Below are 20,941 nucleotides of genomic sequence, written 5' to 3'. Positions count from 1 at the left end.
TCCGGCAGCGGGGGTTGCTCAGTTCGGTGCGGCCAGCCGCTCCACCTGCGAGGTGGTGTCCACCGGCGCCGGTGCCGCCGGGTCACCGCCGACGCCGAAGTACACGCCGAGCGCGATGCCGAGCACGAAGAAAAGCCCGACCAGGCGCAGCATTCCCGACAGCGAGACGAGGATTCTCATCATTCCTCCACGAATTCGTTGGCACTGCACCAAGAATGCGCCGGGGAACCATTGCCGGATACCTGTTTCCCGTTGCCGGACAAGGCAGGCAACGGGAAACAGCGCGGCGCTGTCGCACCGTCGATTCACGACAGCGCACCGAGCCAGCACTCCGCCGCCGGTCTGCGGCCCGGTTCCGCCGCACGGGCACAGAGCAGGGACAGCGCGGGCCCGAGCCGCCCACGCAGCAACGGTTTCGCGCGCACCTCCTCCGGGGTCACCCGGTGGTTGCCGAGCAGCAGCCGCAGCGTCAGCAGCGCGAGCTTGTACCGGTCGGTGTCGAGCGTGACCTCGCGCGGGCACGCCGGGTCCGCCCAGTCCGCCGTGTCCGCTGGCCGCACCGCGGCGGGCCGGTCCGCGAGGCGGAACCCGTCGCAGTCGATCGCGAACACGCCGGGGCCGCCCGCGAGGGTCCACAGCAGGTTCCGCATGGACACGTCGCCGACCACCACGTCGTTGCGGTGCAGCACCCGGAACAGCTCCAGGTACCCGGCCGCGAGCCGCCGCCGCTCCTCCTCGGTCGGCAGCGGCAGCTCCGCCCACATCGCGCGTCTCGGGTACAGCAGGTACTGCAGCTCCAGCAGCCGCCGCCGGCCCGCGATGGGTGCGGTGAACCGGGCGGGTGCCTCCGGCATCAGCAGCCCGACGCACCGGCCCCGGTCGAACACCCGTCCGCTCGGCCACGCCGTCCTGGTGGCGACCGCGTCCCGAGCGGGCAGCTCGATCAGCCTGCCCAGTTCGGCGGCCAGCACGGCCACCTCACCGTGGTACAGCTTGAGCAGCGTGCCCTCGGGCCGTGCCAGCCGGAACACGGTGCCCTGGCCGCCCTCGGCGACCTTCGCGGCCGCGCTGAGGTCGGTGAGCCGCACGTCCCCTAGCGGGCCCACACCACCACCGCCGTCCGGTCGTCGTCGAACGCGCGGAGGTCGAACTGCAGCTGGTGCAGGTAGGCGACCGGGCCCGGCGGCTCCGCCCACGCGTGCGCGAGGTACGTGCCGACCGCCGACTCCCGCAGCGGCGTCCCGAGCCCGGCCGACGCGACGACCAGCGCCTCACCCGGCCGCAGCACCCCGCGCACCCCGTCGGCGGGGCCGCGTGGCGACGGCAGGAGGTCCGAGTCGCCGCCGCGTCTGCCGAACAGCGGCAGGAACACCCCGTCGCTCAGCACCATCGCCGGGCTGTCGCCGACCCGCACGGCCCGGTACCGGTGCCCCTGCCCGGTCCAGCCCAGCTCCACCGCCGCGACCGTCAGCGTGGTGCGCCTGCACTCCGGGTTCGGCCCGGCCTCCCGCACCCCGCGGTCCGCCTGCCGCAGCGCCGTGACCATGTCGATCACGTCGAGGTCCGCGCCCGGCAGCGCCCACGCCAGGTAGTTCAGCGCGTGGCGGACCGCGAGCTGCGCGCCGCGGTGCGCGTGGGACGCCGCGCCGAACCCGTCGGCGACCGCCATGAGCACGTACCGGCCACCGAGGTCCGTCACCCCCATCGCGTCCTGCCGGACCTCGCCGCGGCCGCGGTGCCCGGCGCCCCGCATCGACGCCGCCCTGACCTCGAGCGTGCTGACCCGTGCCGCCTCGAACACGGTGTCGGGCACGTCGGCCACCGTGTCCAGCCGCCACGGCTGCCCGGCCGCGCGGGACGGCACGCCCAGCTCCCTGGGCCGGAACACGCCCTTGTCGCCCCAGACCTCGGTCATCACAGCTGGTCGATCCTCAGCGCGGTGAACCCGGCCACCTGTGTGGGGACCCGCAGCAGCAGGTCGCTGTCGCTTCCGGACCGGACGACCGACGTGGTGAGCGCCCGCGCGAACCCGTGCAGCGCGGCGGCCGGACTGACCCCGCCCCTGCTCATGAACGCCTGGAACGTGCCGATCCGGCCGATGGTCGCGGCGTCCGCGTCGCCGATGCCGAACGCGATGATGTTGGGCCGGGCCGCCCAGTCCGGGTCGAGGAGCCGTTCGTACGCGGCCGGCCAGATCGCCGGGTCGGTGGGGTGCCCGTCGGACAGGAAGAACACGGCGGGCCGGTACACCTGGTATGCGTCGGCCTTCAACGCGGCGACGTCGGCCTCGATGGTGTCGCGCAGCGTCGTGAACGCCGCACCGAAGTTCGTACCGGCCTGCGTGGCGAGCCCGACGAGGCGCACGACGTCACTCGGGCTGCACAGCTGCTGTAACACTTCGGCGGTGCCGGCGAACCCGATGAGACAGAACCTTGTCTTGTCGGCCACCACGGGATCGGTGCCGACGGCGGTGTGCAGCTGCGCCAACCCGTCGTTCAACGCGTCCAGGTGGTCGGCCATCGAATACGACTGGTCGCACACAACGTAAAACGGCAGTATTTGTTCTGGCATTCTTGACCCTCCCGCCGGGGAGGATGACGCGCGCACCCGCACCAGATCTGGATCAGATATGGACTTTCGGCTGTTCGGCCCGTTCGAGGTCTGGCACGACGGCGCCCCGGTGGACCCCGGTGACCTCCAGCAGCGCTACGTGCTGGTGATCCTGCTGCTCAACGCCAACCGGGCGGTGACGAGGGAGTACCTGCAGGAATACGTGTGGCGCGGGCAGGAGACGCCCCGCTCTGATTTGATCACGAGCTACATCGCCCGGCTGCGGAAAGTCTTCAAGGACAGCCCCGAGGTGGTGATCGACAAAACCCCGACGGGCTATCTGTTGCGGGTCGACGAGGACCTGATCGACGTCAACCGGTTCCGCACGCTGTGCGAGCGGGCCCGCCGGTCCGGTGACGCGGCCACCTTCCACGAGGCGCTGGACCTGTGGCGCGGCCGGTTCCTGTCCGACATGGATGTCGACCGTGTCGGCGGCCCTGCGGTCGTGCCGTCGGAGGAGAAACGGGTCGACGCGCTGGTGGACCTGGCCGAGCTGGAGCTGGCGGCCGGTCAGCACCGCCGGATCCGGGACCGGCTGCGCCCGGTGTGGGAGGAGGACCGCGCCCAGCAGCGGCTGGCGGCGGCGCTCATGCGCGCGCTGATCCAGGCGGGCGACCACGTGCGGGCGGTGGAGGTGTACCACCAGACCCGCGAGGCGCTCGACGAGTACGGCATGGACGTGTCCCGTGAGCTGCGGGAAACCATGCGGCGCGCGCAGTACGGCGACCGGCTCAGCTCGCTGCCGATGCGCCAGACCAGGTTCACCGGCCGCGCCGACGAGCTGGCGTTCGTGGACTCGGTCGCCAGGTCCTCGGTGGCGGAGGGCCCTTCGGTGCTGTGGATCTCCGGCATGCCCGGCGTCGGCAAGACCGCGCTCGCGGTCAGCGCCGCCCACCGCCTCGGCGACGTGTTCCCCGACGGCCGCCTGTTCGTCGACCTCACCGGCTTCACCCCGAACGTCGAACCACTCACCCCGGCGTCCGCGCTGGCCCGCCTGCTCACCGACCTCGGCGTGCCACCGGAGGCCATCCCGGAGTCCACGGCCGCACGCGCCGACCTGTACCGCACCACCGTCGACGACACCCGCACCCTGGTCGTGCTGGACAACGCCGCGTCGGAGGAACAGGTCGAACCGCTGCTCGGCGCCACGCTCACGCTGGTCACCAGCCGCGAACAGGCCACGCTGACGGTCGCCGAGCACATCCGCCTCGAACCGCTGCCCCCGCACGAGGCCGTCGACCTGTTCCGCAAGCTGGTCACCGCAGAACGCGTGCACGGCCACGTCGACCAGGCCCGCGAGGTCGTCGCGCTGTGCGGGCACGTGCCGCTGCTGATCCACCTGGTCGCCGCCCAGTTCCGGCGGCACCAGCGGTGGCCGCTGACCCACCTGCTCGACCTGCTGCGCGAGGTGCCGCCGGTCAGCCCGGACACCACGTTCCCCAACGCCGCGACCATGGCCTGCACGGTGTCCTACGACCAGCTCACCGAGGAACAACGGACGCTGTTCCGGGTTTTCGCGCTGGCCCCCGGCCCTGACCTGTCCGCGCCGGGGGCGGCCGCACTGCTGGGCGTGCCCAGGGCACGGGGGCTGCTGGAGGACCTGCACAAGGTGAGCCTGCTGGAGGAGTCCGCCCCGGAACGCTTCCAGATGCTCGACCCGCTCCGCGACTACGTGCTGGCCGCCCACCCACCCGAGGACCGCACCACCCCGGTGGACCGCCTGCTCGACTTCTACCTGGCCACCACGGCCGCCGCGATGGCCACCCTGTTTCCGTTCGACCGCGACCGCCAGCCCTCGATCAGTGTGACCAGCCCAGCGGCGATGTCGTTCCCGGACGACGACTCGGCCATGGGCTGGCTCGACGACGAACGGCACAACCTCGTGGCCGCCGTGTACCACGCCGCCGACCACGACCGGCCGGAACACACGTGGCAGCTCGCCGTGCTGCTGTGGCGCTACTTCTACGTCCGGGGCCACCTGCGGGACTGGACCGAGACGCTGCAGCGGGCGGCGGAGGTTCTCGAGGGGTCGGACAACATCGGCGGCATGGCCCATGTGAGCCTGCGGCTGGCGGGAGCGCGGTGGCGCTCCGGCGCGCTCGTCGAGGCCACGACACTCGCGGAGCAGGCCCTCCCACTGTGGGCACGACTCGACGACGTGGGTGGCGAGGCAGGCACGCACATCGTGATAGCGACCGCCGCGAACAAGCTCGGTGACTTCGCCGCCGCCGCCGAGCACTACGCGCGGGCGCTGGAACGGTACGAGCTGATCGGGGACGAGCGTGGCCAGGCCCACACACTCGACCTGCTGGGCGTGGTGAACGAGCTTCGTGGCGATTTCCCCGCAGCGGAGCGGCAGCATCTCGCCGCCATCGCGCTGTTGCGCAAACTCAGGCACCGTCAGGGCCTCGCGCATTCGCTGGACAACCTCGGCTGTGTGCGGCAGCGGCTCGGCAGGCTCGACGACGCGTTCGCCAACCACACCGAGGCCCGCGAACTGGCCGTCGAGCTGGGGGACCGTGCGGTCGAGGCCTACGCGCTCAACAACCTGGGCAACGTCCACCGGCTTGCCGGCAGGCTGGCCGAGGCCATGGCGTGCCAGCAGCGGGCGCGGAGGGTCGCCGACCTCGTCGTCGACCCGAACCTGCGGACCCAGCTGTACCTGGATCGCGGCGAGACCGCCTGGGCGACCGGCGACGACAAGGCCGCACTGCACGCATACCGTGCCGCGCTCGACCTGTCCGCGGGCATGGGTGAGCGGGCGCAGCGCGCGCGGGCCACCCACCGCATCGCGGTCGTGCTGCACGAGAGCGGCCGCCACACTCCCGCTCACTGGCGGGACGCGCTGACCGAGTTCACGGAACTGGGCCTCCCCGAAGCCGATGAGGTCCGCGCCGAGCTGGGCAAGCTGAGCTGCTCCTGCGCGGGCTAGTCCGCCTCCCGGATTCAAAGGTGTTGGTCCCGACCCAGCGACACCTGCGGACCGCGGGCGGTTGGTGGCTGAGCGCCGTCCCGTTCCCCTGAGGTAACCGCCGACAAGGTCCCGGACTCCGCACAAAGATCCAAAGACCACGCCTAGCGCAGCAGCGGGACCAGTTCGGTCCGCAGTTCCCGCACCGAGTGGTGGCTGTGCCAGCGATTCAGGGTCCGGTTCAGCTCCCGCAGGTCGAGCCGGATCGTGGCCGAGTCGACGATTGCCACGTCGGCCAGCACCTCCCAGGTCGCGAGGCAGGCCTGCTCGACCTCGCTGTCCTGGGCGTGCGCGAGCGCTCGCCGCACCCCGAACCTGGCCCTGGCCCGCCGCGCGGTCAGCGGGATCAGGTGCAGCTGCCGGTCGAGCACCGCCGCCGCCTCACCCGGCCTGCCGAGGTCGTACAAGGACCAGCCTCGGACCAGCGCCAGGTCGTCCGGCACCGACGCCGGGCCCAGCACCGGCCCGTCGTTCTCCTCGCGGGTGGCGAGCAGCTCGGCGGCGCGGTCCAGCGCGGCCCCGTAGCCGCTGACGTCGCCGGCCAGCGCGTGCCCCTGCGCCTCGATCCGTGCGGCGAGCCCGAGGATGCGCGGGCCCGCGGTCCGGTCCTGCTGTGCCATGCGTGCCAGCTCGATCGTGCGTGCCGGATCGTGCTGGTAGAGCGCCACCTCCGCGTGCCGGAACAACGCGAAGCTCGCCAGGTGCGGATCGTGGTCGGCGGCGAATGTGACCGCGCGGTCGGTCCACCGCAGCGCGTCGGCCTCCCGGCCCGCCTCCTGGCTCATCCAGCCCGCGTACTCGGCCACCCGTGCGGCGAGCAGCATCAACTCCGTCCGCATGGGCTCCGGGTTGTCGACCGCGAGGGTGCGTAGCGTGTGCAGGTGCGCGATGACCCCCGCGATCACCAGCGACGGGCTCATCATGGTGCCGAGCGCACGGTGCTGGTCGAACGACCCGCGCAGCCCGGCGAACGTCCGCTCGTCGATGGCGGGCCTGGCTGACCGGGACATGGCATAGCCAAGCAGTGCACCCGCGCCCATGAGGACCTGGCGGCGCGGCATCTCCGTGTACCGGAGCGTGCCGTCCTCATCCAGCTCAAGCACCCACACGTCCTCGGACGGCGCGGTCTCGGCCCTGCGTGGCTCCTGCCGCAACAGCGCCGAGAACGTGCCGCCCGTCGCCAGCACGTGGTCGCACTGCCGCGCGAACCCCGGACTGGGTTTCGTGTGCCCGTTCTCGATCTTGCTGACCTGGCCCTTGCTGTACCTGATCTGCCTGGCCAGCTCCCCGAGTGACATACCGGCCGCCACTCGCAAATTCCGCAACAATGTGCCGAACTCGGTCACCGGCGCCTCCCCAGCCATTCCCCTGCCGAGTACACCATCGTCCCGAACCGAGCGCAATGTTACGCCGGCGCCGGGTTTTCTCCCGGCGCCGGCATTCCGCTCAGTCGTTCCAGTCGTGCCCCTCGGTCGTTGCCGTCGTGGTCGGCGGGGGCGGCGGGTCCTCACCCGCGGACGCCGAGGTGGCGCCGAGGAAGGGGAGCGCGACCGCGAGCGCCGCGGTGCCCGCCAGCAGTGCGATCCGGGTCGTGAAAACGGCAGCACGGGACATCGACATGATTCCTCCTGGGATTTCTTCCGGCGCCTGATTGGCGCCTACCAAGAGAATTCATGACGCGATTCTGGACAACAATGAGTTGCCCGTTTCCTGATTAAAGAGGAAACGGGAAACGGTCAGCCGAGCAGGCCGCGCACTTTCGCGGACAGCACCGCGAACGTGCTCCCCGCGTGCGGGAGGCGCCCGTCGAGGGTCATCGCGATCAGTTCGTCGACCGGGAACCAGTGCAGCTCCAGGTCCGACTCACCCGGTTCGAGGCTGGTGTCGCCGATCGTCAGCCCGGTGGCGAGGAACGCGTGGTCGCGGTGGTCGGTGAGCGAGTCGGCGCAGTTGATCGCGCCGAGCGGGGTCCACACCCGCGCCACCACCCCGGTCTCCTCGGCCAGCTCCCGGCGGGCCGCCGCCGCCGGTTCGCCGTCCCGGTCGTCCACACGCCCAGCGGGCAGCCGCCACTGCGGCTCCGCATGCGTGTAGATCCACTGCCGGGTGACCGCGACCCTGCGGTCGTCACCGACAGCAAGGACGGTCACCGCCGGCGGCGCGACCACGTGGTCGTACTGCCCGACCGACCCGTCCGGCCTGCGTGCCTCGTCCCGGCGCACCTCGAACCACGCCGAGGTGAACCGCAACTCGGAACTCAACCGCGTCCAGCCTCTGTCTTCCCGCTCGCGTTCCACCGGGAAAGTCAACCCTGACCAGGCAATCCACGTCCAATACATGTCCTGTCCGTGTCCATTGCCGACACTTTCCCCATGGCTGCGCCACTGGCCGACAGATACCGGTTACTGCATCCGGCGTGGGGTGACCGGTTCGGCATGACACACATCGCCGCAGGTCCCGACGGCGCGCCCGCCGCGGTCCGGGTCCTTTCCGCCCGTCCCGAGGTCCGCGCCGCGGACATCGAGCTGCTCACCGGCATCCGCCACCCGAACGTCGCCGCGGTGCGGGCCGTCCTCGTCGACGACCGGGTGGCGATCGCCGCCGACGCGGTGCTCGGCAGGACACTGCGCCGGGCCCGCCTGACGGCGGGGGAGCTGCCGAAGGTCGGCACGAGCCTCGCCGAGGCGCTCTCGGCGCTGCACGAACGCGGCGTCTGGCACCGCACCCTCGATCCGACGACCGTGCGGATCGACCACCGGGGCGAGGCGGTGCTCACCGACATCGGCGTCGGTCACCTGCTCGGCCTGCCCGGCCGGGCGGCCGACGACTGGCTGGCGCTGGCCGGGCTGCTGTCGACCGTCTGGCGGAACACACACGGTCGCTGGCGCCGCCCACCGGCGCAGCTGCGCGATGTGTGGGCGGACACCATGGCAAGGGCCCGCGATATGGGATAGGAACGGGCCATGAGTGACACAGAGGCCACGTTGTTGTGGCGTCCGGACCCAGGCCGCGTCGAGGAGAGCAGGATGGCCGGGTTCCGTCGCTGGCTGGCGGCGGAGCGGGGCGTCGAGGTGGCCGGCTACCAGGAGCTGTGGGAGTGGTCCACGGGTGACCTGGAGGCGTTCTGGGGCGCGCTGGCGGAGTTCCTGGAGGTGCGTTTCCACACCCCGGCGGAGCGGGTGCTGGCGTCGGCCGACATGCCGGGCGCGCGGTGGTTCCCCGGCGCGACGCTCAACTACGCCGAGCACGCGCTGACCGCCGGTGCCGACGACGACGTCGCGGTGGTCTTCGAACGCGAGGACGGCGTGTCCGAGCAGCTCACGTACGGCGAGCTGCGCACGGAGGTGGCCGGCGCCAGAGCCGGCCTGGTCGAGCTCGGTGTCCAGCGCGGTGACCGCGTGGTCGCGCTGGCCCCGAACACCCCGCGCACGCTGGTGGCGTTCCTCGCGGCCGCGTCGCTGGGTGCCACGTGGTCGTCCTGCTCCCCGGACTTCGGGGTGCGCGCGGTGGCCGACCGTTTCACCCAGATCGAGCCGGTGGTCCTGTTCGCGGTGGACGGCTACAAGTACAACGGCCGCGCCTTCGACATCCGCCCGACCATCGCGAAGCTCCAGGACGAGATCCCCAGCCTGAGGGCGACGGTCCTGATCGACTACCTGTCGGCGGAGACGACGGCCCCGGACACGGTCGGGTGGCAGGAGTTCACCCGCCCCGGTGTCCCAATGGCCTACGACCCGGTGCCGTTCGACCACCCGCTGTGGATCCTGTACTCGAGCGGCACGACGGGCCTGCCGAAGGGCATCGTGCAGGGCCACGGCGGCATCGTGGTGGAACACCTGAAGCAGCTGGCGCTGCACGCCGACTTCGGCCCGGGTGACCGGTTCTTCTGGTTCACCACCACGGGCTGGATGATGTGGAACTACCTGGTGTCGGGCCTGCTGGTGGGCGCCACGGTGGTCATGTACGACGGCAGTCCCGCCCACCCGGACCTGAACACCCTGTGGCGGCTGGCGGCCAGGCACCGCGTCACCTACTTCGGCACGTCGGCCCCCTACATCCAGACCTGCCTGAAGAACCACCTGAAGCCCGCCGCCGAGCACGACCTGACCGCACTGCGGGCACTTGGCTCGACGGGTGCCCCGCTGAGCCAGGAAGGCTTCCGGTGGATCGCCGACGAACTGGGCGAGGACGTGCAGATCTGCTCGGTCTCCGGCGGCACGGACCTGTGCACGGCGTTCGTGGGCTCGGCCCCGGACGTCCCGGTCTGGCTCGGCGAGCTGTCCTGCCGCGCGCTGGGGGCGGCCGTGGAGTCCTGGTCCCCGGCCGGCGACCCCCTCACCGACGAGGTGGGCGAACTGGTGATCACCAAACCGATGCCGTCCATGCCCCTGTACCTGTGGGCCGACGAGTCCGGCGAACGCATGCGCGACTCGTACTTCGAGCTGTACCCTGGCATCTGGCGCCACGGCGACTGGATCCGCATCACCCCCAGGGGCTCGGCGGTCATCTACGGCCGCTCGGACTCGACCCTGAACCGAGGCGGCGTCCGCATGGGCACCAGCGAGTTCTACAGCGTCGTCGAGGGCTTCGACGAGATCGCGGACTCCCTGGTCATCGACACGTCCTCCGACACAGAGGGCGAGCTGCTGTGCTTCCTGGTGCTGGCTGACGGCGTGTCCCTGACCGACGTGGAACCGCGCCTGAAGACGGCGCTCCGCGCGGCGCTGTCCCCCCGCCACGTCCCGGACCGCTTCGTGCCGGTGGCGGAGGTCCCGAGAACCCTGAACGGCAAGAAGTGCGAGGTCCCGGTCAAGAAGATCCTGGCAGGCGTGGCCCCGGACCAGGCGGTCAGCAGGGACGCGCTGGCCAACCCGGACTCCCTGGCCGCGTTCATCCCCAGGTAGCGACCCGGTTTGGAGCCCGCGAGGAGGCCTGTGTAAGGTACTGCCGAGCGGTCTCCGGGAGGCTTCGCCTAGTCTGGTCTATGGCGCCGCACTGCTAATGCGGTTGGGGGCAACCCCTCCCGGGTTCAAATCCCGGAGCCTCCGCCATAACTGAACATGCGCCCGTAGCTCAACGGATAGAGCATCTGACTACGGATCAGAAGGTTAGGGGTTCGAATCCCTTCGGGCGCGCTGTCTGGTTGAGACAGTGGGTCAGGGCCTTGTTTCGGAATCCGAGACGAGGCCCTTCCTGCTGTTTCGGGCCGTTTCGTCCGACATTTCCCCACCGGGCCGGCACGGCGTCGATCACGCTCCCAACGCCGCGAACACGACCGAGGCCACCACAGCGAACACCACCAGCGCGAGCGCGATCCAGACCCTCTCGACCGCGCGGCGCCCGGCCCCGGCGACCAGCGCGCCTATCGCGAACCCGCCCGCCGCCATCAACGGCACCCCGACCACGATTCCCTCCAGCGTGGAACTGTGCGTGATCACATAGGCCGCGAACAGCGGCCCACCCGCCGCGGTGAACACGGCCACCCGGCGCCGGAGCGGCCGCCACACATCACCGTTCACCGCGTCCTCCATCGGGGGGACAATGCGCACCGCCAAGCCGATTCCTGCCACGGCGCACCATCCGCTGTGCGAACCTAACATCGCGACACGACCGATCAGGGGGAATCGTGAGCTTCGTGGTCCGGCCGGAGGCGCTTGACGAGTACGCGAAACTCGTCGAACGCAACGGCATCAACCTGTCGCTGGCAAATGTTCACCTCGCAGGTGAATCACGGTTGGCGAACACCGAAGGGCTGTGGATCCAGCACCTGCTCGACGCGCACACACAGACCGTCGACCGGATGCTGACCAGTTTGGCGCAGGGCTTCCGCCGCCTGGGCGCGAGCGGTGAGGAACTCGCTCGCACGGCTGCGCACTACCGCGCGGTCGACCAGACCGAGGGGGCGAATCTGGACGCCACGTATCCCGCCTCGCCTCGGCCGCCGGTCGGCGCGCCCGGGGCGGTCAGCACGCAGCGGCCGGGTGAGCAGGGGCCGACCGAGGCGGTCGCGGGCGACGACATCCGTAACCCGCTGGTTCACCTGACCGAACCTGGTGAACCGTCCGACTTCAGCGACCCGATGGCCTTGTTCAACACACTGGGCGATTACCTCAGCCCTACCTGGTGGATCAACCAGGTGCTCAACGACACCATCGGCGTTAACCCCATGGAGTACGTCAACCAGCTCATCGTCGGTGACTGGAAGGGCTTCGCGCGGTGCGGGACCATGTGGGCCCAACTCGCCCGCACGGCTGACGACATCGGTGACAACCTGGACAACGGGCTGCGCTGGCTGGCTGCGGACTGGCAGGGCAAAGCCGGTGACGCGGCGGTGCACTATTTCGACTATGCCGGTAAGGCGATGCACAGCCACGCTGATGTGTTTCGTGTGCTGCACGAGAAGTATGTGGAAATCGCCCGGGACGTGTGGCTGTGCTCGAAGACGCTTGCCGACATCATCAAGGCCATCATGGACGCGGCTTTCGTGGCCGGACTCGCCGTACTGGCCGCCGCGTCACTTTCGTGGACCGCAGTCGGTGCCGGCATCTCCTGGAGCGTCGCGGCTTGGCAGTGCTCGCAGATCGTGAAGCTGTGGGGCGAGGCGAGTTCCGCGATCGCCACCATCCAGACACTGATCACGGGGTTCGTCGGAATGGCCACCTCGCCAGACGAAATCACTTTGCGTGAGATCACCCCGTTGCCGATGCCAGCAGTGGAGTACGACCACCTCGGGGTCGCGCCCGAACCGGCCCGGCCCCGAAGGAAGGGAGAGCTGTGAGCACCCGCCCATTCGACCCTATGGCCGACCTCGCCCTTTCCCCGGCGCACAAGGCCGCCGCACGCAAGCAACTGGACCTGCTCGCCGAGCAGACCCGCCATCCCGAGTTGCGCGACCTGGCTCGCGACGTGCTGTCCGGACGAATGAACCTGCGCGGCGCGCTGGTCGACCCGCGGGCCACTGCGGTGCTCGACGAGCAGGTCGGCCGGTTCTCCGCCTGGTACCACGAGCTGTCGGTCGACGATCGGGCCGAGCACGAACGCCGGGCCGAACAGTTCGCCGAGGATGCCGGCCGGGAAACCGCCGCTCCCGCACAGCCGAAGTCTCGCGCCCGGCCACGGCCGGACAACGAGGACGAGTGGGAGGAACCGCGTCCCATCCTCAGAAAGAGGCGCCGATGAGCCGACTCGTACTCGGGCTGGTAGTGCTGATCGCCGCAGCGAGCTGCACGACGACGCCAGCAGACTCGACACCACCACCCACCACCACCGAGGGCAGGCCGGCACCCGCCGCGACGGCATGGATGGCGGACCTCTGCACCACCGCCAGCGATCTGCGCATCGGGTTGTGGACCAGCGCCAAGGACACCGAGCCGCTACGCCAGCAGCTGCGCGACCAACTCGACACCGCCGCCGACGAGGTCGACGCCGCGCTCGACGAGCTTGCTGCCATGTCAGCCGCACCGGTCGACGGTGGGGACACGGCTGTCACCCAGCTCGGCAACGAGCTGACCGACCTTCGAGACGAGCTGGTCCGCGGCCGCGACGACCTGGACGAGTTGCCCACGGACGCCAGCGAGAAGAGGCTCGGTCAGGTAGTCGGCAAGGTATGGCCGAATGCCGCTGCCCGGGCGGCGGACCCGTTCACCGGAGTTACGGTGTCCGACGCGATGCGGGACGCCGCAGCCGGACCTGACTGCGCCCCGTTCTCCTTCTGACGCTGTCCCACCAACCGATCCGACGGTAGATGCCGGAAGCTGACCGGGGCAGGGATGTCGGCTTTGGTTTGCCAAGATGGCTGTGCGACTCGACTGCTTGTACTCGGTGGTTCCTGGTTCCTCGGTCCCGCGATTGTCGAAGACGCGTTGGCTCTCGGCTGGGAGGTGACGACCTTCCGCAGAGGTCAGTCCGGTCAGGGTGTCGATGGCGTCGAACTGATTCGTGGCGACCGCACAGACACTGCCGACCTCGCCCGGGCTGTGTGAGTTGCGTCGCGATCTGGTGGCCGTCCCCCGTAACGACGGTGTTAGAAAGAACACGTGGTGGCGTGTGCGACCACGCCGCACTGCTCGCCGCCGCAGGACGCAGACCGGCGGAACCGGCCACCGGCCGGTGCGAGCTGCTGCATCGCGCGAGCTGTCGGTCGGTGAGCTCCTCGCCGGTCATGCGATGAATGTCAAGTCGCGACCGCGCTGGTTTCGGCAATACGCTGCTCGAGGTCGTTCAGGAGTGCATGTACCGGTGCCCAGCAGAGTCGGATGCTGTCCTCGTCGAACTCCGGTTGCTCGTCCCAGACCTTTCGCGGATGGACGAAGTTCCGGAAGTCTCGGACCGTGTGCATGAAGTTCTTTGCGTCCAGCTGGATCCACCCGGACCGGTGCGCTGTGTCGATGAGTAGTTCCATCCCGGCTCGCTCGGGCCTCACGGATCTGCCTTGTTTGTCGACAAAACCTTTCTGCTTCAGCTGACTGTCGTTCTCCAGCAGAAAGGCCAGGAGCAGGCCTTCGACTACGCTGCCGATCCCGATGATCGCGAGCGTGTGGGCGCCGCCCTGTTCGGCGATCCTCGTTTCGGCCGCTCGCCTGACGAGCGCTTCGGCTGTTGACCTTTCTCGGACGAGGGTGCGGAGTCGCTGCTCGAACTCCGGTGGTTCGGAGAACACGGGGTTCGAACCGGTCGAGTCGAGTTCGCCGAGAACCGGACGACCGCCCACGAACGTGATCACGAGCTGCTCGGGGTGAAGCTTGTCGTTGATCGATTGACGGAATACCTCAGCGCTGGCGATCCCGTCGTCGTACTCGACGGCGTCACAAACCCGACATAGAAGGCGTTCGGTGGCTGCTTGGTCACTGCCTCGATCCACCATCTGTTCGACGAGCCACTGGATTCGAGGTGAGCCGTCATAGGGCGCCACGTCCTGCCAGCCCGCGTGGCGGAGCAGCCGTTCAAGTTCCCAGCCCTTGCGTTCATAGGGGCCTTCCATGTCGACGATGACTTCTGCAAGCCGTTGGACGGTTCGCGGGTCAAGAGGGAACATCAGCTCTCCGTGCGGTCGGCGTGGTGTTGAGCGATTTCGATGGCGCTTTCCAGTCGTTCGAGGATCCTTCTACCGCGTCGCTTGAATCCCAGCTCCTCCATGGCCTGTGTGACGCGCTCATAGCGGTCCAACTGCAAACCGTCGCAGATCAACCACCAGCAGATGCCGATGAGTTGCTCGTCGCTGTAGTCGTCGATCGGCAGGCCGCGGGGAACCGCAGGCCGCGGGCCTCGGTCGCTGACACGCTGCTCTGGTTCGGCCGGGGCCGCTGTCGGTTCCGCACCGTTGTCCTCCTGCCCGGGAGTGCGCAATCCGACTCTTCTCGCGGAGCGGGTGGCGTTCGCCTGCCGGTCGTCGTCGTGGGCGGTCACGGCCGAACGCCACGACTCGGCGATCGCGTCCGCCTCTTTCTCGGGGTTGGCGAACCACGCGGACGCCCACACTCGGTGGAACCTCCAGCCGAGTCGTTCGAGCTGCTCCTGCCGTAGACGGTCACGATCGCGCACCGATGCCGCGCGGTGGTAGGTGTCGCCGTCGGCTTCGACCGCCAGAACCATCTGCCCGTGCTTGGTGGGGTGCGCCAGCGCGAGGTCGATGCGGTACCCGGCGACACCCCACTGCGGGTACACGTCAAGTCCGCGTGCCGCCAGGCGTGCGGTGATGTCGCTTTCGAACCCGTTGGACGCGTAGCCCGTGGCGCGCCCCACGTTCGCCGGATCTCCGCCTGCTGCCGCGGCTTCGAGGTAACGCCGCAGCACCTCGGTTCCGTTGACCTTGCTCACCGGTGCGACGGCGCTCGGCGGGAACGACGACACGATCGTCATCCGACACCGGGCCCGCGTCACGGCGACGTTCACCCGGCGTTCGGTGCCTTCCCGGTTGAGCGTGCCGAACGCGGTCAGCGGCACGGACCCCTTGGCGTTGCGGGCCACACCGACGCTCAGGATGATGGCGTCTCGTTCGTCACCCTGCACCGTCTCGATGTTCTTCACGAAGAACCGGTGCGTGGGCCCGGCGTCGTCGGCGAAGAACTCGTCCAGATCGCGCCGCTCGCTGAGTGCTTCCCGGAGTGCCTTCTCCACCCTCGCCTGGTGTTTCACTCCCAGCGTGATCACGCCAAGGCTTTCCTCCGGGCGTTGCTCGGCGTGTTCGATGACCAGGTCGACGACGCGCTGCACCTCCTCGACCGGCAGGCCACCCTGCCCCGGGGACACGGTGCCCTCGACGACCTCCAGCCTGATCGGGCTCTCTTGCTCAGCGCCCGGGAAGGTGACGAGGTCGCCGCCGTACAACTCGTTGTTGGAGAACGCGATCAGTCGTTCGTCCTGGCTCCGGTAGTGCCAGAGCAACCTGTGGTGTTGTGACTGCGGCACCACTGGTCGCAGTGACGTGAGGATCGACTCGTAGTCGCTGAGGTCGGCGTCCTCGTCGTCATCGGTCTCCGCGAGGCTCCGGTCGAAGAAACTCGACGGGGGAAGCTGCTTCTCGTCCCCGGCGACGACGAGCCGGCTTCCCCGCATGATGGACGTGATCGCGTCGTGGGGTTTGATCTGGCTCGCCTCGTCGAAGATCACCAAGTCGAAGAGGCGCTGCGCGGGCAGGGTCTGGCTCACCACGAGAGGGGACATCGCCCAGCACGGGCGTAGCGCGAGCAGCACGTGAGGTGCGCGTTCGACAAGCTTGCGAAGCGGCAGATGCCGTGTCTTCTTGGCCGCTTCCTTCCGCAGGAGCTCCGCCTCTCGCGGGTGGTCATCCCGCGCCTGCCTGGCACCGATCGCCACCTTGCGCCGCACTCGCGCTGCCGAGTGCTCACGGTGGCGACGGTCCAGATCCTGGAACTCGGCGACGAACCGGTTGTGCTGGTCGGGTGTGAACTCGCGCAGCTCTGCGCTGATCAGCTTGAACTGGTCGTCCAGACTGTGCAGCCATGCGCGCCGGAAGATTGACGACGCCTGGTCGCCCGTGACGTTGTCGGTGGCGAGTTCGGTGAGCAGGTCGCCAAGGCCCAGCTGTGCGAACCACTGCCGCAACTGGTTGATCCGCGGCAGGCGGAACAGGATGTCCCGGTCGGCCCGGAGGTCGTCGAGTGTCCGCTGGACCTCGGCGGCCGGTTTGGACTCCAGCGGGTTCATCCTCGCGGAAAGGGCCACGGACGCGAGCTGACGACGGAGTCGCTCGTAGGTGGCCATCATGTCCGCCAGGCCAACTACTGCCGCGGGGCGGGAGTGCGGGCCGGCGAGGTGCTGCCAGTGATCACGCTGCCGTCGGACGTCGGTGAGTGCGCGGTGCAGATCGGCCTTCTTGCGCAGTCCGGTCCTGGACATGGCCCGCACCTGGCGCACCAGCGCACGCCGGTCGCGCCTGGTCAGCGGCAGCGGGTGTGCGCGGCGGACGCTGATGCTCGCCGTCGAGAACCACATGGCGTCGAGGTGCCCGCCGAAGACGTCCGGGCCGAAGGCCGCGACGGTCGTCGCGACCTCGTCCAGCAGCGCGAGCACCTCCTGCCACCCGGCGATCTCCCGTGGTACGGGAAGGCCGACCTGCCCGACGAGCCGGTGCATCTGGTTTGTGCTGGAGTGGAGCGTTTCGCCGGCCAGATTGTCCAGTTCGAGCAGAACTCGCTGGATGTCGGCAGTGTCGCGGACGTCCGCGTGTGCCCATGGTGACTCCTCGCGGAGCACTCGGAGACCTTCCTGGGCCACGAAGTCGGCGAGGAGCTCCCCGACCTGCGCGGCGGTGCGCGCGTCCAGTCCGTTGAGGACGGCACCCCGGAAACGGCACCGTGTCTCCGGCACGTCGGAGGTCCCCAACAACTCCGTCCACACGTCGAAGGCGCTCAGCCCCCACGGTTCCCGGATCCTGTGCAGCTCCGCGGCATAACGGCGGAGCCGCTCCCGTCGATCCGCGAACTGGTGGTGCAGTTGTGCGATGTCGACCGGTCGTTCCTGGTTGACCCGTGCGAGGCTTGCCGACAGCTGGTTCGCGACGTGCTTCTTGGTGCTGCCGGCGGTGACGTGCAGGTCGAGTACGAGTTCGGCGAGGTTGACCTCGGTGAGACGACCGGTGACGGCCTCGATGGCCGCCCTTTTCTCGGCGACGAACAGCACCCGCATACCTCGTGCCGCCGCACCCGCGATGATGTTGGCGATGGTCTGGCTCTTGCCGGTACCGGGCGGGCCTTCCACCACCAGGTGCCGGCCGGCGAGGGCCGCGTTGATCGCAGCGTGCTGGGATGAGTTCGCGTCGTGGACGAGGTGCTCCTCGTCGGGGTCGATCTTGTCGATCTCGACCGGCGCGATGCCGGGGGCCGTCAGCAGACGGTCGGCCGCGCTCTCGTCACCAGCCAGAGCCGCGATCAGGTCGTGGGCCGCGATCAGATCGAGGGCCGATTCCAGGTCCTGCACCATCGGCAGCTTCTGGTAGTTGAAGACGCCCATGAGCACGGCGGGTTCGAAGTCGAGTACCACGCCATGCCGCGCACCCAGTGCGGACAGTTCCTCGAATGCCCGCCTGGTCTGTTCCTCGACGTCCACGAGTTCCGCGAGAAAGTTGTTGATCTTCGCCGCGAGTTCGTCGATCGGGAAGTCCAGGCCGTACTCGCGCTGGAGCGCGTGCAGGAGAACCAGGTTGATCTCGACGTCTCTGTCCGACTCGATCGTGAAATCGTTCTCGGCCGCGGTCTTCGCGTGTATCTCGACCGGCCTGAGAAGCAGCGGGGCGCGCAAGCGCAACGTCGGCCGCCCAGCGCTTTTGGCCGGATCGGTGCGGATGAGACCGCAGGCGATCTTGCCGACGTCTATGCCCTGCTCCTCGCGGAACGCCGTCGCCTTCCGCCTGACGTCCCGAATGCGAAGGCACGCGTCGCGACGTTTGTCCTCCGTGTCGAAGAGCGCGCGAAGGTTCGTCCGGTTTCCGTTGAGCAGGCGGCCAAGCGCGGCGGGATCGCTGCCGGTCAGATCGAGGCTGGATCTCGTGAGCTGGAAGTTGAGGAGCGTGTTCCGGTAATCAAGATCTATCAGTGCCTTCGCCCATTGGTTCGCTTTGTTCCGAATGATCTCCAAGCGGTCGGTGTGGGCGCCGTGCGTCACGTCGGATCCCCCTCAGATCATAAATCAAAGCGATGGCGAACAGGTCAGTATGACAGAAGATCAAGATCCAGTTATTAGCCCGAAAGGATGATCCGCGATCTCCGGTGTTGGATCCTCACGTGAGGAACGGGCTGGGCGGACCGGCATGCGTCAGGTGCAGGGCATCCCGCGCCCGGGTGCAGGCGACGAACAGCAGACAGCGCTCACGGTGCAGGTCCTGGCCGTGCGCGACCGGGTCCTCGTCCCGCGGGGTGAGCGCGGCGCTGGCCGGGACGGTGCCGGCGTCGACACCGGCGACCAGGACGCACCGGTACTCCAAGCCCTTCATCTTGTGCATCGTGTTGACCCGGACACCTGACGGCGCTGTGTTCGGGATGCCCGCATCGCGCAAGGCCGCACGGATTTCCTTGACCTTGGCGGTGGTGCGTACAGCGATGCCGACGGCGTGGGGTTCGACTCCGGCGTCGAGCCACTCGCGCACCTTGGTGACGATGCCTTCCTGCTCGGCATACCGGTCCGGGAAGGGCTGCACCACGGGCCTGCGGCCGTGCATCGGCGAGTGGTAACCCGCCAGCGTGTCCTCGGCGTCGTCGAGTCCCTGTGCCGGCAGGCCGGCCAGCATGCGCACCGACCACGACAGGATCTCGTGCGTCGTCCGGTAGCTGACGGTGAGCCTGTTACTCCGGCCCCGCACCTCGATGCCGAGCCGAGCCAGCGACACCTGGTTGGCGTAGATCCGCTGGTTGGGGTCGCTGACGATGAACATGTCGTCCGCGCCGCGCGCCACCGCGCGACGCAGCAGCCGCCACTGGGTCGGGTGCAGGTCCTGTCCCTCGTCGACCAGCACGTGCCGATAGGGCGGCGCCGACCGCTTGGCGAGCAGCTCGGCGGCCTGCTCGGCCACCTGCCAGTGGGTGCGCTGCCCGAACCGGCGCAGTTCGTCGAGCACACCCGCGATGGCGGACCACGCCTGCTGCCTCGTCGGGCTGTGCGTCCGCACCGGCCTGCCCCGTCCAGGACGGTCGCAGCCCAGGTAGGCGTCCCGGTCCGGCAGCGCCTGCGCGAGGATCACCTGCTCCCACTCGCTCTGCAGGAAACTCGCGGACAGGGCACCGCCGGTCGCTCGGCTGGCCGCCTGCCAGAGCCGGGTGTACGTGGGCTGGTCGACGATGTCGGGGTGGCCGCCTTCCGCCGCGCTGACGACCTGGTTCGCGAACCGGTCGACGTTGAGCACGTCGATGCGGGCCAGCACTGCCTCGTCGTCGACCAGCAGCCGCAGCTGCTCGGCCAGCGACTCGGCGAGACCACGGGTGAAGGTGGTGACGAGGATGTCCTTGCCGTCGCCAGGAGGCAGCCGCTTCGCGAGGAACACCGCCCGGTGCAGGACGGTCACCGTCTTCCCGGTGCCCGCGCCGCCGCTCACCAGTACCGGGCCGCGGTGCGACGGCCGGTAGGCCACCCGCCGCTGGCGTGGGTGCAGGAACACCCGCCACACCGCGAACGGGTGCGCGAGGATGTCGGCCAGTTCCTCGGGCCCGGACACGCTGACGTACCGGTCGGGGGTGCGTTCGATCGCGGCGGCCAGGTCGTCCTGGTCGATCGTCTCCGGCGGTTCGGCGTCGACGAGGTAGGCGCTGAGCTCCTGCCACGCCTCCTCGGCGCTCATGCCGCTGGCCAGCGCGACCAGTGCGTTGTACTGGGGCTCAGGCAGCAAGGCGCTGAGCGCGAGCAGGTGGTCCTCCGAGGTGAGGAGCCGGACGATGGGCAGCAGTTCCTTGTCGACGCCGAGGCGGGTCAGGTCGCTGTCGTTGACACGGTCGAACAACCGGTCCGCCGTCGCCCCGGCGACCTGGGCGAGGGCGGGTTCGAAGCCTTCCAGCGCGGTCTGGTCCCGCACCTCCAGGACACCCAGCACCTGGTTGACGGTGAACTTCTTACTCGTCGCGAACGCGTTGGCCTTGTCATGGGGGAGGACGGTCAGCAGCAGGTACTCGTCGCCCTGCTCCGGCGCCAGCACCACGCCGCGCCAGAAATCGGTGATCCGGATGGTCCGGATGCGCTGGTCCTTCGGGTTGCGGAGTTTCTCCAGGTGCAGGCCCGCGTGCGTGTGCTGCCCGAACATGTCGAGCGCCTTGTCCACGGCCCGTTGCACGGTTTTTTCGAGTTTGGCGTAACCCGGGAGGAACTCTTTGTCGATGTACAGCCGTGGCATGGTGATCGTTTCCTCCCCCAGAGGGT

17 protein-coding genes and 2 tRNA genes are annotated in these 20,941 nt (G+C 69.2%); 8 read left to right on the top strand and 11 right to left on the bottom strand.

Translation table 11 applies throughout. The features are described from left to right. Positions 1 to 18 precede the first annotated feature (18 nt). The 4 genes from ACFPCV_RS14080 to ACFPCV_RS14065 form a co-directional block, all read right to left on the bottom strand. Positions 19 to 180 carry a hypothetical protein gene (locus ACFPCV_RS14080; protein ID WP_378056563.1) on the bottom strand — a complete coding sequence of 54 codons (162 nt, stop codon included), beginning with the start codon at positions 178 to 180 and terminating at the stop codon, positions 19 to 21. 125 nt (positions 181 to 305) lie between these two features. Next, a complete protein-coding gene (locus ACFPCV_RS14075; protein ID WP_378056562.1) occupies positions 306 to 1,106 on the bottom strand; it encodes a hypothetical protein in 801 nt (266 codons plus the stop codon). Next, positions 1,094 to 1,915 carry a protein phosphatase 2C domain-containing protein gene (locus ACFPCV_RS14070; protein ID WP_378056561.1) on the bottom strand — a complete coding sequence of 274 codons (822 nt, stop codon included), beginning with the start codon at positions 1,913 to 1,915 and terminating at the stop codon, positions 1,094 to 1,096. Before ACFPCV_RS14070 ends, ACFPCV_RS14075 begins: the two co-directional genes overlap by 13 nt. Beyond that, a complete protein-coding gene (locus tag ACFPCV_RS14065; protein WP_378056560.1) occupies positions 1,915 to 2,520 on the bottom strand; it encodes a vWA domain-containing protein in 606 nt (201 codons plus the stop codon). The genes ACFPCV_RS14070 and ACFPCV_RS14065 overlap by 1 nt, the downstream gene beginning before the upstream one ends. Before the next feature lie 109 nt (positions 2,521 to 2,629). Here ACFPCV_RS14065 and ACFPCV_RS14060 point away from each other — a divergent pair, with 109 nt between their 5' ends. After that, positions 2,630 to 5,542: an AfsR/SARP family transcriptional regulator gene (locus ACFPCV_RS14060; protein WP_378056559.1), complete on the top strand. Its 2,913-nt coding sequence runs from the start codon at positions 2,630 to 2,632 to the stop codon at positions 5,540 to 5,542. Between the two features lie 143 nt (positions 5,543 to 5,685). Here ACFPCV_RS14060 and ACFPCV_RS14055 read toward each other — a convergent pair whose 3' ends face one another. From ACFPCV_RS14055 to ACFPCV_RS14045, 3 genes are all read right to left on the bottom strand, one after another. Then, on the bottom strand, positions 5,686 to 6,927 hold the full coding sequence (locus tag ACFPCV_RS14055) for a helix-turn-helix domain-containing protein (protein ID WP_378056558.1): 1,242 nt from the start codon (positions 6,925 to 6,927) through the stop codon (positions 5,686 to 5,688). A 100-nt stretch (positions 6,928 to 7,027) separates the two neighbouring features. Next, positions 7,028 to 7,201, bottom strand: coding sequence for a hypothetical protein (locus tag ACFPCV_RS14050; protein WP_378056557.1), 174 nt, complete (start codon positions 7,199 to 7,201; stop codon positions 7,028 to 7,030). A 116-nt stretch (positions 7,202 to 7,317) separates the two neighbouring features. Further along, positions 7,318 to 7,842, bottom strand: a complete 525-nt coding sequence (locus ACFPCV_RS14045; protein WP_378056556.1) for an NUDIX domain-containing protein — start codon at positions 7,840 to 7,842, stop codon at positions 7,318 to 7,320. Between the two features lie 111 nt (positions 7,843 to 7,953). Here ACFPCV_RS14045 and ACFPCV_RS14040 point away from each other — a divergent pair, with 111 nt between their 5' ends. The 4 genes from ACFPCV_RS14040 (at position 7,954) to ACFPCV_RS14025 (ending at position 10,716) form a co-directional block, all read left to right on the top strand. Continuing rightward, positions 7,954 to 8,535: a protein kinase family protein gene (locus tag ACFPCV_RS14040; protein WP_378056555.1), complete on the top strand. Its 582-nt coding sequence runs from the start codon at positions 7,954 to 7,956 to the stop codon at positions 8,533 to 8,535. A gap of 9 nt (positions 8,536 to 8,544) precedes the next feature. Next, a complete protein-coding gene (locus ACFPCV_RS14035) occupies positions 8,545 to 10,485 on the top strand; it encodes an acetoacetate--CoA ligase (protein ID WP_378056554.1) in 1,941 nt (646 codons plus the stop codon). Between the two features lie 57 nt (positions 10,486 to 10,542). Continuing rightward, positions 10,543 to 10,632, top strand: a tRNA-Ser gene (locus ACFPCV_RS14030). 11 nt (positions 10,633 to 10,643) lie between these two features. Beyond that, a tRNA-Arg gene (locus tag ACFPCV_RS14025) sits at positions 10,644 to 10,716 on the top strand. Positions 10,717 to 10,830: 114 nt separating this feature from the next. On the opposite strand, the gene ACFPCV_RS14020 is transcribed toward ACFPCV_RS14025, so the two are convergent. Then, a complete protein-coding gene (locus ACFPCV_RS14020) occupies positions 10,831 to 11,100 on the bottom strand; it encodes a hypothetical protein (protein ID WP_378056553.1) in 270 nt (89 codons plus the stop codon). 107 nt (positions 11,101 to 11,207) lie between these two features. Between ACFPCV_RS14020 and ACFPCV_RS14015 the strand changes: the two genes are divergently transcribed. From ACFPCV_RS14015 to ACFPCV_RS14005, 3 genes are read left to right on the top strand one after another with little or no spacing between them, the layout of a single operon-like run. Beyond that, complete coding sequence (locus ACFPCV_RS14015) at positions 11,208 to 12,359, top strand: hypothetical protein (protein ID WP_378056552.1); 1,152 nt, start codon at positions 11,208 to 11,210, stop codon at positions 12,357 to 12,359. A gap of 20 nt (positions 12,360 to 12,379) precedes the next feature. Next, positions 12,380 to 12,760, top strand: coding sequence for a hypothetical protein (locus ACFPCV_RS14010; protein ID WP_378056551.1), 381 nt, complete (start codon positions 12,380 to 12,382; stop codon positions 12,758 to 12,760). Then, a complete protein-coding gene (locus ACFPCV_RS14005) occupies positions 12,757 to 13,296 on the top strand; it encodes a hypothetical protein (protein ID WP_378056550.1) in 540 nt (179 codons plus the stop codon). The genes ACFPCV_RS14010 and ACFPCV_RS14005 overlap by 4 nt, the downstream gene beginning before the upstream one ends. Before the next feature lie 458 nt (positions 13,297 to 13,754). Here ACFPCV_RS14005 and ACFPCV_RS14000 read toward each other — a convergent pair whose 3' ends face one another. The 3 genes from ACFPCV_RS14000 to ACFPCV_RS13990 all read right to left on the bottom strand — a co-directional run bounded on the left by ACFPCV_RS14000 (position 13,755) and on the right by ACFPCV_RS13990 (position 20,915). Beyond that, the gene (locus ACFPCV_RS14000) at positions 13,755 to 14,615 is read right to left on the bottom strand and encodes a hypothetical protein (RefSeq protein WP_378056549.1); all 861 of its coding nucleotides are present in this window, start codon (positions 14,613 to 14,615) and stop codon (positions 13,755 to 13,757) included. Continuing rightward, positions 14,615 to 18,676: an AAA domain-containing protein gene (locus tag ACFPCV_RS13995; protein WP_378056548.1), complete on the bottom strand. Its 4,062-nt coding sequence runs from the start codon at positions 18,674 to 18,676 to the stop codon at positions 14,615 to 14,617. The genes ACFPCV_RS14000 and ACFPCV_RS13995 overlap by 1 nt, the downstream gene beginning before the upstream one ends. Before the next feature lie 142 nt (positions 18,677 to 18,818). Continuing rightward, positions 18,819 to 20,915: a UvrD-helicase domain-containing protein gene (locus ACFPCV_RS13990; RefSeq protein ID WP_378056547.1), complete on the bottom strand. Its 2,097-nt coding sequence runs from the start codon at positions 20,913 to 20,915 to the stop codon at positions 18,819 to 18,821. Positions 20,916 to 20,941 lie beyond the last annotated feature (26 nt).

Origin of the sequence: Actinophytocola glycyrrhizae (assembly GCF_042653545.1) — a bacterium.
GTDB lineage: Bacteria > Actinomycetota > Actinomycetes > Mycobacteriales > Pseudonocardiaceae > Actinophytocola > Actinophytocola glycyrrhizae.
This window is presented reverse-complemented; position numbering and strand designations above follow the sequence as displayed.

Excerpts from the sequence above, each read along its gene's own strand:
- ACFPCV_RS14080 (WP_378056563.1), bottom strand. The coding sequence starts at position 180 with ATGAGAATCCTCGTCTCGCTGTCGGGAATGCTGCGCCTGGTCGGGCTT.
- ACFPCV_RS14070 (WP_378056561.1), bottom strand. The coding sequence starts at position 1,915 with ATGACCGAGGTCTGGGGCGACAAGGGCGTGTTCCGGCCCAGGGAGCTG.
- ACFPCV_RS14065 (WP_378056560.1), bottom strand. The coding sequence starts at position 2,520 with ATGGCCGACCACCTGGACGCGTTGAACGACGGGTTGGCGCAGCTGCAC.
- ACFPCV_RS14060 (WP_378056559.1), top strand. The coding sequence starts at position 2,630 with ATGGACTTTCGGCTGTTCGGCCCGTTCGAGGTCTGGCACGACGGCGCC.
- ACFPCV_RS14050 (WP_378056557.1), bottom strand. The coding sequence starts at position 7,201 with ATGTCGATGTCCCGTGCTGCCGTTTTCACGACCCGGATCGCACTGCTG.
- ACFPCV_RS14040 (WP_378056555.1), top strand. The coding sequence starts at position 7,954 with ATGGCTGCGCCACTGGCCGACAGATACCGGTTACTGCATCCGGCGTGG.
- ACFPCV_RS14035 (WP_378056554.1), top strand. The coding sequence starts at position 8,545 with ATGAGTGACACAGAGGCCACGTTGTTGTGGCGTCCGGACCCAGGCCGC.
- ACFPCV_RS14010 (WP_378056551.1), top strand. The coding sequence starts at position 12,380 with ATGGCCGACCTCGCCCTTTCCCCGGCGCACAAGGCCGCCGCACGCAAG.
- ACFPCV_RS14005 (WP_378056550.1), top strand. The coding sequence starts at position 12,757 with ATGAGCCGACTCGTACTCGGGCTGGTAGTGCTGATCGCCGCAGCGAGC.
- ACFPCV_RS14000 (WP_378056549.1), bottom strand. The coding sequence starts at position 14,615 with ATGTTCCCTCTTGACCCGCGAACCGTCCAACGGCTTGCAGAAGTCATC.
- ACFPCV_RS13990 (WP_378056547.1), bottom strand. The coding sequence starts at position 20,915 with ATGCCACGGCTGTACATCGACAAAGAGTTCCTCCCGGGTTACGCCAAA.